The sequence below is a fragment of the Brevibacillus sp. AG genome (assembly GCF_028369215.1).
In the GTDB taxonomy this organism is placed as follows: domain Bacteria; phylum Bacillota; class Bacilli; order Brevibacillales; family Brevibacillaceae; genus Brevibacillus; species Brevibacillus porteri.
In genome coordinates this window covers 1-14,966 of record NZ_JAQMYO010000020.1, presented here as the reverse complement: position 1 = coordinate 14,966, position 14,966 = coordinate 1, and the positions used below count along the sequence as shown (strand labels likewise).

Below are 14,966 nucleotides of genomic sequence, written 5' to 3'. Positions count from 1 at the left end.
TCTCTGTAGATGTGCAGACTGTTGTACTTCTCCTGATCGTCGCATTCATTATTTATAAAAGAAAACCAGCCAATACTTACTGACCGTTTGCAATTACTTGCTCTGCACGTGCAATCACCTTGTCGCGTCCAAGCAGATACAACGTCTCCGCCAGATCGCGACCATGCGCCTGACCAGTTGCTCCTACACGGACCGGCATGAACAATGCCTTGCCTTTGTAACTCGTTTCCTTTTGCACGTCTTTGAGTACCGCTTTAATAACATCCACATTATATGCATCTTGGGCAGAAAGGTGTTTCACAAAGGAAGCAAGCACTTCCGGTAATTGCGGTTCTTTTAGCACCAGAGTTGCTTCTTCATCGTACACCACTTCGTCGAGGAAGAAAAGAGCTGCCAACGGAACGATTTGCGCACAGTAGGACATTTGCTCTTGGTACAGGCCTACGATACTGCGAACCCATTCGCGCTTCTCAGCAGACAAATTCTCTTCGATGAAGCCAGCTTTTTGCAGATGCGGGATACACATGTCTGTAATCATATCCAGCGGTTGACGCTTCAAATAGAAGTTGTTCATCCAGTTCATCTTCGTTGCATCGAACACAGCTGGCGACTTGTTCACGCGGTCCATTGAGAACAGCTTGATCAGATCTTCCATTAAGAAAATCTCTTCTTCGCCACCTGGAGACCATCCCAAAAGAACAAGGAAGTTCACGATTGCTTCTGGCAAGAAACCGAGGTCACGGTACTGTTCAATGAACTGAAGAATGCTCTCGTCGCGCTTGGACATCTTTTTGCCATCTTGGTTGAGGATCAGTGCCAAGTGAGCAAAGTCAGGCGCTTCCCACCCAAACGCTTCGTAAATCATCAATTGACGAGGCGTGTTGGACAGATGCTCTTCTCCACGAATGACGTGGCTAATTTTCATCAAATAGTCGTCCACTACAACGGCGAAGTTGTATGTAGGAATTCCATCCGGACGGCAAATAACGAAATCGCCCATCTCGTTGGAGTTGAATGTTACCTGGCCACGAATCAGGTCGTTCACGACATACTCGCGATCATCCAGAACGAGGAAGTGAATGGATGGCACTCGCCCTTCTGCTTCGTACTGAGCACGCTGCTCGTCCGTTACATGGCGGTGCTTTTCCAGAATGCGTGGTGTTTCTCCACGCGCGAGCTGTTCTTCACGTTCTGCATCCAGCTCTTCTTTTGTCGCGTAGCAGTAGTACGCTTTGCCTTCTGCCAGCAGTTGATCGATATATTTCCGATAAATGTCCAGGCGTTCTGTTTGACGGTACGGTCCATATGGTCCACCAACGTCTGTACCTTCTTCCCATGTTACGCCGAGCCATTTCAGGTTTTTCATTTGCTCTTCGTCCGCATTTTCCTTATTGCGCGTTTGGTCCGTATCTTCAATCCGAACGATGAACGAACCACCGTGATGTTTCGCAAAAAGATAATTGAAGAGCGCTGTTCGCGCACCGCCGATGTGTAAATGCCCCGTAGGACTCGGCGCATAACGAGTGCGAATTTCTTTCGCCATTGGTAGCACCATCCTTATGAATGTAAAAGGCTATAAACCCTAGACCTAAGTAAAAACGTATCTAAGGCTTTATGTTACACCTTGCCCTTCTACTTGACAAGCAAGCATACTGCCTGTGCAGCGATTCCTTCCCCTCTGCCTGTAAAACCGAGTTTCTCGGAGGTAGTCGCTTTCACATTCACTTGCGAGAGATCTTCTGCCTCCAGCACGCGTGCAATGACTTCACACATTTGCGGGATGTACGGCGCCATCTTCGGCGCTTGGGCAATGATCGTTGCATCCACGTTTCCTAAACGGTAGCCGCGCTCCCGAACCAACTTCCATACATGCTCCAGCAGCTTCACGCTATCCGCATCCTTGAAAGCCGGGTCTGTATCTGGGAAATGACGGCCAATATCCCCCTCACCAATCGCTCCAAGAACCGCGTCACTAATCGCATGGAGGAGAACATCCGCGTCAGAATGCCCTAGCAAGCCTTTTTCATACGGGATGGTGACGCCACCGATAATGCATGGACGCCCCTCTACTAATTGATGCACGTCAAAACCTTGTCCAATACGCATGAGCTACTCTCCCTTTCGTTTCCGCAATATCTCTTCACCAAACCACAGATCGTCTGGCGTAGTAATCTTAATATTCTCATAGCTTCCGTTCATAATCGATACCGGATGACCCAGCCACTCAACCAGCATCGCATCATCCGTACCCAGCTTCCCCGCTGCCTCTGCTGCCTGATGTGCCTCTCGCAATAAAGACATACGAAAAGCTTGTGGGGTTTGAACCGCCCACAAGCTTTCCCGTGCTGGGGTTGACTCTACAAGTCCTGTTGCCCCCACCACTTTAATCGTATCTTTGACAGGTACTGCCATGATCGTTGCCTGATCTTGTTGCACCTGTTTGATCATGTCACTGATCTGTTTGCGAGTGACGAAAGGACGGGCAGCATCGTGAACTAGTACGTAATCGCAATTTGCGGATAGTGATGCCAAGCCATTTCTCACACTGTCTTGTCGCTCTGCTCCACCCAGAGTAACCACAACCGTCAGCTTTTCAGCCGAGATCAAGGTCGTTACTTCTGCGTGGTCTGCTTCACTCACCACTAGCACGACTTCATCAATGTCGGGATGAGTAGCAAAAAGACGTACCGTATGAGCCAAGATCGGCTCGCCCGCAAGCGGTAACCACAACTTGTTTCGTTGTCCACCCATTCGTTTACCCGAACCGGCTGCAACGATCACGACACCCGTACTCACTGATTCATCCCTCTCCTGTTGTCTTTTCTATAACGCTCGTTCCAGCAACTTTGGTTTGGCGAAGATCATGCGTCCCGCAGAAGTTTGCAGCACACTCGTTACGAGAACATCGACGTCATTTCCGATGTATTCTCGTCCGCCCTCTACAACAATCATCGTGCCATCGTCCAGATAAGCGACACCCTGACCATGCTCTTTCCCATCTTTGATGACTTGAACGTTCATCTCTTCTCCAGGTAAAACTACAGGCTTAACTGCATTCGCCAAATCATTGATATTCAAGACTGCAACACCTTGCAGCTCACATACCTTGTTCAGGTTAAAGTCGTTTGTTACAACCTTTCCGTTAATGAGCTTAGCGAGCTTGATCAGCTTGCTGTCCACCTCGGATACTTCTTCAAAATCGCCTTCCCAAATCTGGACCTTTACCTTCATTTCTTTTTGAATCTTGTTCAAGATATCCAGACCACGACGACCGCGGTTTCTCTTCAGTACATCGGAGGAATCTGCGATATGCTGCAGTTCCTCTAGCACAAATCCCGGAATGACCAGTACCCCTTCCAGAAAGCCAGTACGGCAAATATCTGCGATGCGTCCGTCAATGATGACACTGGTATCGAGAATTTTATTTTCCAAGTTAGCGGCAGTTGTTGCACTATCCTTTTTCTTATCCTTACGTCCAATCGAAAATACCGACATAATCTCGTCCCGCTTGCGGAATCCTACCTGGAAGCCCAAATAACCGAGCAACCCGGAAACAATTAACGGCAAAAGATCTCCTACAAATGGAATCGGAATTTTACTGATGGGCAGGAATAATAAGAATGCAATAATAAGACCACTAATCAACCCCATCGCTCCGAACATCACATCGACAACCGGCATTTTGACGAGTGTCTCTTCACCCCATCGAACGATGCGCAGAACATAATCCACAACCCAATTCGCTAAAAAGAAAAACAAGATGGCACCTAGTACAGCTCCAATATATTGCGATCCGGCTACTACACCAAAGTTTAACAGTGGATCGAGCAACGAAAACAGTTCGTCACCAAAGCGATACCCTAATCCGCCACCAATCAAAACAAAAATGAATTTTCCTACTCGGCGTAACATGCCTTCACCTCCTTTTACTAATATAGACAGAAGCCTAAGAGTAAAACCCTATTTTTTTCCAAATCATTATAATGCTTCATTTTACTTTCCCTCACTATAGCAAAAAAGATTTTGCCATGTCAAATAGCCAAAAATTTTAACATAGTTGTCATTTTCTCGTCAACCCGGGAACACTCGTTTCCTTCGATGTTAAATTGACAGGGAGCTGACTCCCTTCTTATAATGTCAGTATCGTAATGAGAGAATATTATGACGATACCAACAGCCTAAAGCAGAGGTGAACCAGATGGACAATCGAAACATAGACGACTTTCAAACGCAAGTATCCGAACTTTTGATCAGACATCGTAGCGTACTGGACGTCATGTCCAAAGTTCAGGAAACGGCATCCCGCATTAACCGTTCACTGACCAAAGCCATCACCGAATGCGGCTGTGTCGAAGTGGTTGCCAAAAAACAGACGTACGATTCGAACAAGAATCTGGAGGACAACAAGTCCCATTTGGACACCCACTTTAACGGACCGCTGTGCGAGCATTGTCGCGATGTAGTTACTGCTGAGCTTGGCAAAAATCTCTTTTACCTCACTGCCCTGTGCAATATTACTGACATTAAGCTAGAAGATGTGCTTCAGAAAGAATCCAACCGACTGAATACTTTGGGTGTCTTCAATCTGTCTTAAAAGTCCGTTACTCGTATTACGAATGAACCCTAAAAAAAGTTGCATACAAAAAAGAAAAACCCGCACATTGAAGTGTGGGTTTTTTTATGCCGTAACTATTCAAACGGAACGGATTCTTCCTCTTTGTTTTTACGCTTGCGTAATTTTTTGACGAGAAAGTCAACGTTTTTTTTTATTCCGTACAGTGCATAAAAAGCAAGTGGCAGGAAGACGATTTTTGGAAATTGCTGCGGATACTTAATCGCTACAACAACCACAATCGCGATGATAATGGGTGTGATCCAGTAAGCAGACTTTGGAATCCCCACTTTTTTAAAGTTAGGATACTTGACCTTTGATACCATCAAAAAGGCAAGCAGCAACATACTTACGGCAAGCAATACCGGAGTGAATACTTGGTGATAGAGTGCGAGCGTAGCCAGTACGCCCCCCGCTGCCGTAATCGGCAAACCGATGAAATACCCCGGAACCCCGGCCTGTACGTTAAAACGCGCCAAACGCAGCGCACCACAGATCGGAAAAATGGCTGTAATGAGAATCCCAAGCAAATCAAAGTGTTGCAAGACGACAACATACATGATGAACGCTGGCGCAATCCCAAACGTAATGACGTCAGAAAGTGAATCCAATTCCTTTCCGAACTCGCTTTGGGCATTCAACATACGAGCTACACGTCCATCCAGCCCGTCTGCCAGCATACCAATGATCACTGTGATCGCTGCATATTCGACGTATTGATCGCCTCGAAACGCAAGAATAATTGCTAAAACTCCCAGAAACAAGTTGCTTACGGTTAGTATGTTCGGTAACGATTTCACGAACATAGACTACCTCCTGATTTCTTTTGCGTAAGGAGCAGGTTATCCTGTCGACCTTGTTTTCATCCAAGTCCCCTAGGCAAATGTTGAATACAAATAATGCCTTTATCCTATTCTACTTTAAATGTGTCTGTCAATGAACACTTGTTCTTGAATCCGTTTCAGCCCCTCTTTAATCGCTCTCGCTCGGACCTCGCCAATGCCTTCCACTTCGTCTAATTCCTGAATCGTTGCCATCATGATTCGCGGCAGATGATGAAAATGCTCTACCAGATTTGAGATGATCGTAACGGGCAAACGCCGGATCTTGTACAGGATCCGATAACCTCTAGGGGAAACGGATTCATCCAGCATACTGGCATTGGAGGAATACCCCAGCGTTCGCAAAAAAGAAGTGAGTTCCAGCATTTCCTCCGAGTTTAATTTTTTCATGTCCCGCAACACGAAATCAGGTGAATAGGATGGATCTCGGGAATAATCCCGAATAAGCATGTGTGCCTCTTCCTCAATGTTTGAAACCAATTCCTCCAACTGCATACTGACGAGCCTTCCTTCTACCCCTAGCTCACATATGTACTTGGAGACCTCTGTCTTAATACGTAACACCATCTCAATCCGTTGCAAAACCGAGGCAACTTCGTGTAGAGTAACGAGCTCCTCAAATTCTAACGCACCGAGATTCGTCAATGTTTGATCAAGAACGGCCTTGTATTTCTCAAGGGTAGATACAGCCTGATTCGCCTTGGCCAAAATGACACTGATTTCACTTAAGACATACCGGAAATTCCCCTGGTACAACGTGATCACATTGCGACGCTGAGAGATAGCAATGACCAGATGATTCGTTTGAATGGCTGTCCGTTGCGCTGTACGATGCCGTGTCCCCGTCTCGCTCGTGGGGACTGAGGAGGGTGGGAAGATTTGCGTATTCGCGTACAGGATGCGTTTTGCGTCTTCACTTACTATAATCGCCCCATCCATCTTCGCTAATTCATACAAATGGGCAGGAGAAAAATCACAATTGATGGAAAAACCGCCATCGACAATCGTCTTCATCTCTGGACCGCACCCAATGACGATCAAGCCCCCGGTTTTGGCCCGTAAAACATTTTCCAATCCTTCACGAAGCTGTGTGCCGGGTGCCACGAGACGAAGCACATCACCGAATTGCGGAGCTCTTTTGATGTTCCCCTGCATGCCCACTCCTACCTCCTTATCACCTCGTTCAACGCATCGGCAATATTGCTCACACCAATCACTTGAATATCTGCTGGCGCATCCAGACCGCGGATGTTTTTCTCCGGGATGATAACACGCTTAAAGCCTAACTTATGTGCTTCTCGTACTCGTTGCTCAATACGAGAGACACCGCGCACCTCACCAGTCAAGCCAATTTCTCCGATAACGACATCATGCGGATTGGTAGCGTGATCACGGAAACTGCTTGCAATACTTACGGCAATCGCCAAATCAACCGCTGGCTCATCCAATCTGACCCCACCTGCTACGTTTACATATGCATCCTGATTTTGTAGCATCATGCCCATGCGCTTTTCCAACACTGCCATGATCATCGCCACACGCTGATGATCGACCCCTGTTGCCGTTCTCCGTGGGGTGACAAAGCTGGTCGGGGCAACGAGTGCTTGCAGCTCAACCAAAACGGGACGTGTGCCCTCCATACTGGCTACGACCGTGGAACCCGCAACACCAAATGGACGCTCTGCTAAAAATATCTCAGACGGATTCGCCACTTCCTCCAAACCGCGATCCTTCATCTCGAAAATACCGATTTCGTTTGTCGAACCAAAACGGTTTTTGACGGCGCGCAAAATTCGAAACGTATTGTGGCGCTCCCCTTCAAAATAGAGAACAGCATCTACCATGTGCTCAAGCATACGCGGACCGGCGATGGAGCCTTCCTTGGTAACATGACCGACAATGAAGGTACCAATTCCTTTCCCTTTTGCAATCCGCATCAATTGGGCAGTCGCCTCCCGCACTTGTGCGACACTTCCAGCAGCCGATTGGATCGTCGGGTGAAACACGGTCTGGATCGAGTCAATAATCAGCACATCCGGGTCTACTTGATTAATATGCTGTTCGATCAAATCCAAATCATTTTCTGCCAATACAAACATCGGCGGCGTTTGCAAATGGAGTCGATCCGCGCGAATTTTGATTTGTTTTGCCGACTCCTCTCCAGATACATAGAGAACCTTTGCCCCTTGATGAGCCAAGGCAAAAGATGTCTGTAAAAGCAATGTCGATTTTCCGATTCCGGGGTCTCCTCCAACCAAAATGAGTGAACCCGGAACAAGTCCTCCACCAAGAACACGATTCAATTCTCCGATCGTGGTATCCATGCGTGGCTCTTCTTCACTGGCTACCTGAGTCAATGGAATCGCAGATTGGCGCTGGCCGCCGCTCATCCCTTCGTGACGATGTGGATTTTTTACGGTCACTTCCTCCACCAAGGTGTTCCAACTGCTACACCCCGGGCATTTTCCCATCCATTTTGGCGATTCATAGCCACATTCTTGACACGCGTATTTCGTTTTATACTTTGACATAGTCGCACCCTCACTTGGATTTCTTTCTCTACTTTTATCATAATTACGCACCCAAAAAAAGAATACCTCCCGAATCAGGAGGCATTCTATTACGTTTCAATCCAGCTTATGATTTCGTTTTTTCGAGGCGCTTAACAACCAGCTTGCCTTCTTCGGCTTCGATATTGACGGTATCGCCTTTACTGATCGTGCCCTTGAGCAATTCCTCGGACAAATTATCCTCGATGTGGCGCTGGATAGCACGACGCAGAGGACGCGCACCATAGGCCGGATCAAAGCCTTCTTTTGCCAATACTTTCTTGGCCTCTTCACTCAATTGGAAATCAATGTCTTGCTCTTTCAAACGTTTACGCAGATCTTCTGTCATGAGAGATACGATTTGCTCGATGTGCTCTTGCTCCAAAGAGTGGAACACGATGACTTCGTCGATACGGTTCAAGAACTCAGGACGGAAGCTCTTTTTCAGCTCATCCATGACTTTGTCCTTCATATCCTGGTACTTTCTTTCCGAATCGTTGGTCGTGAAGCCGAGCGTCGTATTTTTCTTGATCATGCTGGCTCCGACGTTGGAAGTCATAATGACAACCGTGTTGCGGAAATCAACGGTACGTCCCTTGGAGTCTGTCAGACGACCATCATCCAATACTTGTAGCAGGATGTTGAATACGTCTGGGTGAGCTTTCTCGATTTCGTCCAGCAAAATGACGGAGTAAGGCTTGCGACGCACTTTTTCGGTCAGCTGACCGCCTTCATCAAAGCCTACATAGCCAGGAGGGGCACCAACCAGACGAGCGGTGGAATGCTTCTCCATGTACTCGGACATATCTACACGAATCATGGCATCCTCGTCACCGAAAAGCGTCTCTGCTACGGCACGAGCCAATTCAGTTTTACCCACACCAGTAGGTCCTAGGAAGATAAACGAGCCGATCGGGCGTTTTGGATCTTTCAAACCAGCACGGGCACGGCGGATTGCACGCGAGATGGATTTGACTGCTTCATCTTGACCAATGACGCGATCGTGCAAAATCTCTTCCATCTTCAGCAAGCGCTCTGTTTCTTCTTCCTTCAGCTTCAATACAGGAATACCCGTCCAGCTCGCCACTACTTGCGCGATGTCTTCTGGTGTAACCTCCATGTTCAGCTGGCCTTGGCGCTCTTTCCAGTCTTTTTTCGTTTTATCCAGTTCTTCACGCAGTTTTTGCTCCTGATCGCGAAGTGCTGCTGCTTCCTCGAACTCTTGTGATTGTACGGCTGCGTCTTTTTCCTTGCGTACCTCTTCCAGACGTCCCTCCAGCTCTTTGAGGTTTGGTGGAACCGTAAAGGATTGCAAGCGAACTTTGGAGGCCGCCTCGTCGACCAAGTCGATAGCCTTGTCAGGCAGGAAGCGTTCCGTAATATAGCGGTCAGACAGTTTTACTGCCTGCTCGATTGCTTCATCGGTAATTTTGACACGATGGTGGGCTTCGTAACGATCACGAAGGCCATGCAGGATACGAATCGCATCCTCCGGTGTCGGTTCATCAACCTGAATCGGTTGGAAACGACGCTCCAGTGCCGCGTCTTTTTCGATGTACTTGCGATATTCATCCAGCGTAGTGGCACCCACGCACTGTAGCTCGCCACGTGCCAGAGCAGGCTTCAAAATGTTGGAGGCATCAATTGCGCCTTCTGCTCCACCAGCACCAATCAAGGTGTGCAGCTCATCAATAAACAGGATGATGTTTCCTGCTTGGCGAATTTCGTCCATGATTTTTTTCAGACGATCTTCGAACTCACCACGATATTTGGTTCCCGCAACAACGGTTCCCATATCGAGTGTCATGACGCGCTTATCACGAAGGGTCTCTGGAATTTCGTTGTTCACGATTTTTTGGGCAAGACCTTCTGCGATAGCTGTTTTCCCGACGCCAGGCTCCCCAATCAAAACAGGGTTGTTCTTAGTACGTCTACTAAGTACTTGGATCACACGCTCGATTTCTTTTTGGCGACCAATGACAGGGTCCAGCCCGCCATCACGAGCGATTGCAGTCAGATCCCTTGCCAAGCCGTCCAATGTCGGCGTATTCGCCGCTGGGTTCCCTCCAGACGGTTGATGAGATGCCATCATTTCCGAGCTGCCAAGGAGCTGGAGCACCTGTTGACGTGCCTTGTTCAGGCTAACGCCCAAATTGTTCATGATTCTTGCAGCAATGCCCTCTCCTTCACGGATCAAGCCAAGCAGAATATGTTCAGTCCCCACATAGGTATGACCTAGTTTGCGGGCTTCGTCCATTGACAGTTCAATAACCTTTTTGGCGCGAGGTGTATAGTTTGGTGTGTAATTACTACCGGACTGCTCTGTTCCTCGCCCGATTAACGACTCCACTTCACTCTGGATTTTATCGAGACCAAGCCCAAGTGATTGCAGTGCCTTCGCCGCAATTCCTTCGCCTTCTCGAATGAGTCCCAGCAGCACATGCTCTGTCCCAATATCTTTGTGTCCGAGACGAACCGCCTCTTCCAGGGCAAGCGCCAGTACTTTTTGTGCTCGTTCTGTAAAACGTCCAAACATCATATCGTACACCTCCGTATAACCGTGTTTTTTCTCTATATGGTTAACAATTGCGTGATACCATTACGATTACTCTTGTGATTCTACTACGCGCAGACGTTCGCGAATCAGCCTTGCCCTTCTTTCGTCACGTTGGTCCGGAGTGAGCTTTTGTCCAGCGTGGTGCTGTAAAAACCCCGGCTGTGTCGTGACCAACAGTTCGTTTAGGACGAGCGGAGATACATTTGGAATAATACCTAGATCAATCCCCAAACGTACATCGGACAGGCGCTGAGCCGCCTCCTTTGACTCTACTGTGCGAGCGTACATCAGGATGCCATACGACCGAAAAATCCGATCCTCTAAAGAAACCCGGGTATGCTCCAGCAAATAAGCACGTGCCACACGCTCTTGCTCAATAATCTGTCTGGCTACACCGTAGAGATTGGAAAGGATATCTGACTCAGACATCCCCAGTGTGACCTGATTGGATAACTGAAAAAGATTCCCTAGAGCTTCGCTGCCCTCTCCGTAAATTCCTCTAACAACTAGACCAACTTGATTAATTGCCTGTAAAATTCTGCTGATCTGCTGCGTCATCACCAGAGCCGGCAAGTGCAGCATCACAGATGCACGAATACCCGTACCCACATTGGTTGGGCAGCTTGTCAGATATCCTCGTGTTTCGTCGAAAGCGTAGTTCAAGTTTTTCTCAAAAATGTCGTCTATCTTCGTACCTAATTCCCATGCCTCGTTCAAACGAAACCCGGGTAATAGTACCTGTATTCGAATGTGGTCTTCTTCATTAACCATAATGCTGACAGACTCATCTTCACGAAGTAATACGGCACCTTTGCGAGATTCCTCTGCCAGATGAGGGCTAATCAGATGCTTTTCTACGAGCACCTTTTTTTCTAACGGGTTAATTTGGTCCATATGGATGATCTGAAGCTGGTGCCTTTTGCGCATTGCCTCCGAATCGCTTACTTCCGTTACCTTTCTGACGACTTCCTCGCCCTGCGAGTCCGTTGCCAATAACGGAAAGGGGTGCTGGCGCAGGTTACGGGCGATACGCAGCCGTGTACTAATGACAATGTCGGAATCAGGACCTTCTCCTTTCATCCAATTGCTCCACGGGTTTTGCATAAACTGCTTTTGGGACATAACCAGCTAACCTCCCTTGCTACGATTGGGCCATTTTTTGTTCCAATGCTCGAATTCGATCACGCATTTCTGCTGCCTTCTCGAACTCTTCACTGGCGACATGACTTTGCAGCGCTTGCTTTAGTTGTTCCAGCTCTTTACGGATCTTCAATTTGCCACCGGTACGCTCTGGTACTTTTCCACTATGCTGTGTGTTTCCGTGAATCCGGCGGAAAAGGGGGTCCAGTCGGTCACCCAAAAAGGTGTAGCAATCACTACAGCCAAATCGTCCACTTTTACTAAATTGAGAATATGTGAGTCCACATGTTTCGCATTGAAGCGGCTTATTCGTTGCCGTTTCGCGTCCATTCTTTTGCATGGGATCAAATTTTAAAAGTCCTGACAGGAGATTGTTGATGCTGAAGTTGTGAAAGCCGGTAAAGACGTCCCCTTTTTCATGAGCACACTGCTCGCAAATATGGTATTCGGTTTTTTCGCCATTGACGATTTTCGTCAAATGAAGTGTCGCCGGTCGTTTTCCGCATTCCTCACAGTTCATAACATCATACCTCCTTTTACTTCAACAAGATTGCTGCGATCATCTGCTTTAAAATATTTGCCCGCAAACGATCCCGCAATTCAGCTTCTAGCGTCAATACATTTCGCGAGGTAGCGATTTTCATCAAGGTGGCTTCTCTGATGTTGACTAATCCTTCTTCCATTAGTCTTTCTACGATCGCATTTCCCACGCTCTGACTGATGCTCTCACCAATCAGTTCTTCTGTTAGCAATTCCTGCAAACGTGCTTTGCTGACAATCTGCACCTTGCGTATGCGAATATACCCGCCGCCCCCGCGCTTACTCTCTACAATGTATCCTTTTTGAACGGTAAAACGCGTATTGATGACGTAATTGATCTGAGACGGCACACATTGAAAATGGTCGGCAAGCTCACTACGCTGAATCTCGATCGATCCATTGGGACTGTTTGTAATGATGCTTTTCAAGTGATGTTCAATGATGTCCGAGATGTTACGCAAGTCATCGCCTCCTATTCCTCTGTGTATGTTCTTATGAGGTTACCTATTGACTTTGACTATCTTTGACGTTAATTATAATGGGTTTACTGCGTGCCCGCAAGTGTCCCTTACACATTCTAGTTTGGGCAAAAGAAGGTCGCTTGAAACTTGGACATGATCAACAAAAAAACCACTCCCTGAGGAATGGTTTATGTTTGTTCTTGTGTGTTGGTGTCGATTGCTGGCAAATGATTCAGTAGCTGAGTGAAGCTGGTGATGATGACATCTGCCCCATCAAGCTCGCCTGGTTTGGCAAAACCGAAGTCGCATCCAATGGTAAATAAACCGTTTGTTTTGCCTGCTTCCATGTCGGAGTGACGATCTCCTACCATGATGGCCTGCCCGATTTTGTAATCAGACAACAATTTTGCAACCAGGTCATTTTTGGAATGCGTACGGAAACGACCGGCTGAGTACAGATCGGTCATCAGCGGCTTTAACTCGTATTCCTGACAAATGGCATCGATGTACTCTTCCTGCCCATTGCTTGCTACAAACAAAGCAAATCCTTTCTCACGAAGCGTTTCCAAGGTTGATTTTACATCCGGATATAGCTCGGTCACTCTTTCTTGGAGTAACTGGATTTCATTATCTAGCAAGAAGGCGTCTGCTGAGCGAATGGCTTCCTCACTCGCGCCCGGCAGCAATTTGTCCCAGATCTGCTCGATCGTCATTCCCAGAACATTGATCAGTTCACGCTCGTCAGGAGTTTCCCCTTGCCATAGCCCTTTTTGACGAAGCTGGTCAAACGTTCGAATAAATGCGGGGGTCGATAGCTTTTCTGTTTGCAGTAACGTGCCATCCATATCAAATAATATGGCGAATGGTACAGTCATGGGTTCCTCCATTTTGTCTGGCTAGGCAGCTATTCTACTTCTCTTGACAACATATTCATATCATCCATGATAAACTCAGTAATTCGTTGTGCAGCATCTGGCTTCGAGATTTTCTGTCCCATTCTGCGCATATAGTCCACCTTGGACGGGCTATGCAATAGTTCATCGATAAAGTAAATCAATTGCTCCGACAGATTGGCATGTACCGCACATCCATTATTGAGCAAAAAGTGGCTGTTCCTCTCTTCTTGTCCAGGCAGAGGATTGTAAATAATCATGGGTACCCGTTTACTCATTACTTCAGCTGATGTAAGTCCGCCTGATTTGGTGACGATTAAATCAGCCGTCTCCAAGTATTCGTGGAAGTTATTGATGAATTTTAGTGGAACGACTTCATGGCGATACGTACGATTTATCACTTTATTGTACAGCTTGTCGTTTGTCCCTGTTAACACAAAGGTTTTCAGAGGAATGTTAATCTCTTCTAGCCCATCTAATACCTTTTCCATCGAGCCGAGGCCCAATCCGCCCCCTGAAAGAATAATGCTCTTTTGTCCAGGAGCGAGGCCCAGCTTTTGCCGAATCAAATCAGGGTCCAATGGCAAGCTGAATTTTTTCATAATGGGGATGCCCATCGGAATGAATTTTTGATGGTCCTGTCGATAAACGTCTAACAAGTAATACAGTTGTTCATGGCCGATGAAGTAATAATTGATATGGTGATTAATCCACGAAGGGTGGATGGTATAGTCAGTAATGATCGTATAGATTGGTTCCTTCCAATCATTTCTCCCCTTCAGTACGGAGAGCATACAGCTTGCAAACGGATGCGTAGCAATAAAGGCATCAGGCTGTACACTGTTAATCAGCTTTTTCAGTTTGTTTGCCAATAACTTATTCATCAGCACATTCATATCGAAGAAACGGGTTTTTTCCGTATTATGGTAAATCCTTCCCCACATCTTGGGTGACAGCCTTAACAGATTCATATAGCTTTCCAGCAAAATCTTGTGAAAGGTGGGGCTAATATATTCCAACGTATCGATGATCATTGATGTGCAACCACTCTCGGCCAAGCTTTCCTGCATGGCTCGCGCTGCCTGGTTGTGTCCGTTACCGATGGAAGCGGAAAAGATTAGAATTTTTTTCATGAACGATTCTCCTTCATAACCTCGCCTACTCCAACGCCTGGATCAGGTACCTTCTCATGTTAGTCTACCCCAAGACCCGTCTGCAAGAGGGAACTTGTCGGTCATTCGGCCTAACTTATCGACAAAATAATCGCGAGTTTGACTTTTTGCTATAAAAACGAAAAACCTCCTTACCCATTCTGGGGTAAAGAGGTTGGTTTCATTCCCTGAAAACTGAATACGCATGATTGCTAAGAGTG

15 protein-coding genes and 1 other annotated feature (1 of these 16 running past the window's edge) are annotated in these 14,966 nt (G+C 47.1%); of the genes, 1 reads left to right on the top strand and 14 read right to left on the bottom strand.

The window, feature by feature from the left end; all coding sequences use genetic code 11:
- Window positions 1-49 (bottom strand) — a binding site (T-box leader); it reaches 214 nt to the left of the window's first position.
- Between the two features lie 27 nt (window positions 50-76).
- The 4 genes from gltX to POF51_RS30135 form a co-directional block, all read right to left on the bottom strand.
- Window positions 77-1,543: a glutamate--tRNA ligase gene (gltX, locus tag POF51_RS30150; RefSeq protein WP_069852863.1), complete on the bottom strand. Its 1,467-nt coding sequence runs from the start codon at window positions 1,541-1,543 to the stop codon at window positions 77-79.
- An 89-nt stretch (window positions 1,544-1,632) separates the two neighbouring features.
- Window positions 1,633-2,106, bottom strand: coding sequence for a 2-C-methyl-D-erythritol 2,4-cyclodiphosphate synthase (gene ispF / locus POF51_RS30145; RefSeq protein ID WP_069852866.1), 474 nt, complete (start codon window positions 2,104-2,106; stop codon window positions 1,633-1,635).
- A 3-nt stretch (window positions 2,107-2,109) separates the two neighbouring features.
- Window positions 2,110-2,796: a 2-C-methyl-D-erythritol 4-phosphate cytidylyltransferase gene (ispD, locus tag POF51_RS30140; protein WP_069852868.1), complete on the bottom strand. Its 687-nt coding sequence runs from the start codon at window positions 2,794-2,796 to the stop codon at window positions 2,110-2,112.
- Between the two features lie 27 nt (window positions 2,797-2,823).
- Window positions 2,824-3,912 carry a PIN/TRAM domain-containing protein gene (locus POF51_RS30135; RefSeq protein ID WP_017247028.1) on the bottom strand — a complete coding sequence of 363 codons (1,089 nt, stop codon included), beginning with the start codon at window positions 3,910-3,912 and terminating at the stop codon, window positions 2,824-2,826.
- Between the two features lie 286 nt (window positions 3,913-4,198).
- Here POF51_RS30135 and POF51_RS30130 point away from each other — a divergent pair, with 286 nt between their 5' ends.
- A complete protein-coding gene (locus POF51_RS30130; protein WP_007716195.1) occupies window positions 4,199-4,594 on the top strand; it encodes a hypothetical protein in 396 nt (131 codons plus the stop codon).
- 95 nt (window positions 4,595-4,689) lie between these two features.
- Here the strand turns inward: POF51_RS30130 and pssA are convergent, their stop codons facing one another.
- The 10 genes from pssA to POF51_RS30080 all read right to left on the bottom strand — a co-directional run.
- Entirely contained in the window at window positions 4,690-5,418 is a 729-nt protein-coding gene (gene pssA, locus POF51_RS30125; RefSeq protein ID WP_017247027.1) for a CDP-diacylglycerol--serine O-phosphatidyltransferase, read from the bottom strand.
- Between the two features lie 114 nt (window positions 5,419-5,532).
- On the bottom strand, window positions 5,533-6,609 hold the full coding sequence (gene disA, locus POF51_RS30120) for a DNA integrity scanning diadenylate cyclase DisA (RefSeq protein ID WP_069852876.1): 1,077 nt from the start codon (window positions 6,607-6,609) through the stop codon (window positions 5,533-5,535).
- Between the two features lie 8 nt (window positions 6,610-6,617).
- Window positions 6,618-7,985 carry a DNA repair protein RadA gene (gene radA, locus POF51_RS30115; RefSeq protein ID WP_016742863.1) on the bottom strand — a complete coding sequence of 456 codons (1,368 nt, stop codon included), beginning with the start codon at window positions 7,983-7,985 and terminating at the stop codon, window positions 6,618-6,620.
- Between the two features lie 106 nt (window positions 7,986-8,091).
- Window positions 8,092-10,542, bottom strand: a complete 2,451-nt coding sequence (locus tag POF51_RS30110; RefSeq protein WP_017247025.1) for an ATP-dependent Clp protease ATP-binding subunit — start codon at window positions 10,540-10,542, stop codon at window positions 8,092-8,094.
- 66 nt (window positions 10,543-10,608) lie between these two features.
- Complete coding sequence (locus POF51_RS30105) at window positions 10,609-11,682, bottom strand: protein arginine kinase (protein WP_069852871.1); 1,074 nt, start codon at window positions 11,680-11,682, stop codon at window positions 10,609-10,611.
- Window positions 11,683-11,701: 19 nt separating this feature from the next.
- Complete coding sequence (locus POF51_RS30100) at window positions 11,702-12,220, bottom strand: UvrB/UvrC motif-containing protein (RefSeq protein ID WP_007716182.1); 519 nt, start codon at window positions 12,218-12,220, stop codon at window positions 11,702-11,704.
- A 16-nt stretch (window positions 12,221-12,236) separates the two neighbouring features.
- Window positions 12,237-12,701: a CtsR family transcriptional regulator gene (locus POF51_RS30095; protein WP_017247023.1), complete on the bottom strand. Its 465-nt coding sequence runs from the start codon at window positions 12,699-12,701 to the stop codon at window positions 12,237-12,239.
- Window positions 12,702-12,889: 188 nt separating this feature from the next.
- Window positions 12,890-13,576: an HAD hydrolase-like protein gene (locus POF51_RS30090; RefSeq protein ID WP_069852874.1), complete on the bottom strand. Its 687-nt coding sequence runs from the start codon at window positions 13,574-13,576 to the stop codon at window positions 12,890-12,892.
- A 29-nt stretch (window positions 13,577-13,605) separates the two neighbouring features.
- Window positions 13,606-14,727, bottom strand: a complete 1,122-nt coding sequence (locus POF51_RS30085) for a UDP-N-acetylglucosamine--LPS N-acetylglucosamine transferase (protein WP_017247021.1) — start codon at window positions 14,725-14,727, stop codon at window positions 13,606-13,608.
- 54 nt (window positions 14,728-14,781) lie between these two features.
- On the bottom strand, window positions 14,782-14,966 hold a 185-nt coding region (locus POF51_RS30080; protein WP_217438124.1), incomplete at its 5' end, for a hypothetical protein.

Excerpts from the sequence above, each read along its gene's own strand:
- pssA (WP_017247027.1), bottom strand. The coding sequence starts at position 5,418 with ATGTTCGTGAAATCGTTACCGAACATACTAACCGTAAGCAACTTGTTT.
- POF51_RS30090 (WP_069852874.1), bottom strand. The coding sequence starts at position 13,576 with ATGACTGTACCATTCGCCATATTATTTGATATGGATGGCACGTTACTG.
- POF51_RS30105 (WP_069852871.1), bottom strand. The coding sequence starts at position 11,682 with ATGTCCCAAAAGCAGTTTATGCAAAACCCGTGGAGCAATTGGATGAAA.
- disA (WP_069852876.1), bottom strand. The coding sequence starts at position 6,609 with ATGCAGGGGAACATCAAAAGAGCTCCGCAATTCGGTGATGTGCTTCGT.
- POF51_RS30135 (WP_017247028.1), bottom strand. The coding sequence starts at position 3,912 with ATGTTACGCCGAGTAGGAAAATTCATTTTTGTTTTGATTGGTGGCGGA.
- POF51_RS30130 (WP_007716195.1), top strand. The coding sequence starts at position 4,199 with ATGGACAATCGAAACATAGACGACTTTCAAACGCAAGTATCCGAACTT.
- POF51_RS30110 (WP_017247025.1), bottom strand. The coding sequence starts at position 10,542 with ATGATGTTTGGACGTTTTACAGAACGAGCACAAAAAGTACTGGCGCTT.
- POF51_RS30100 (WP_007716182.1), bottom strand. The coding sequence starts at position 12,220 with ATGAACTGTGAGGAATGCGGAAAACGACCGGCGACACTTCATTTGACG.
- POF51_RS30085 (WP_017247021.1), bottom strand. The coding sequence starts at position 14,727 with ATGAAAAAAATTCTAATCTTTTCCGCTTCCATCGGTAACGGACACAAC.
- gltX (WP_069852863.1), bottom strand. The coding sequence starts at position 1,543 with ATGGCGAAAGAAATTCGCACTCGTTATGCGCCGAGTCCTACGGGGCAT.
- ispF (WP_069852866.1), bottom strand. The coding sequence starts at position 2,106 with ATGCGTATTGGACAAGGTTTTGACGTGCATCAATTAGTAGAGGGGCGT.
- radA (WP_016742863.1), bottom strand. The coding sequence starts at position 7,985 with ATGTCAAAGTATAAAACGAAATACGCGTGTCAAGAATGTGGCTATGAA.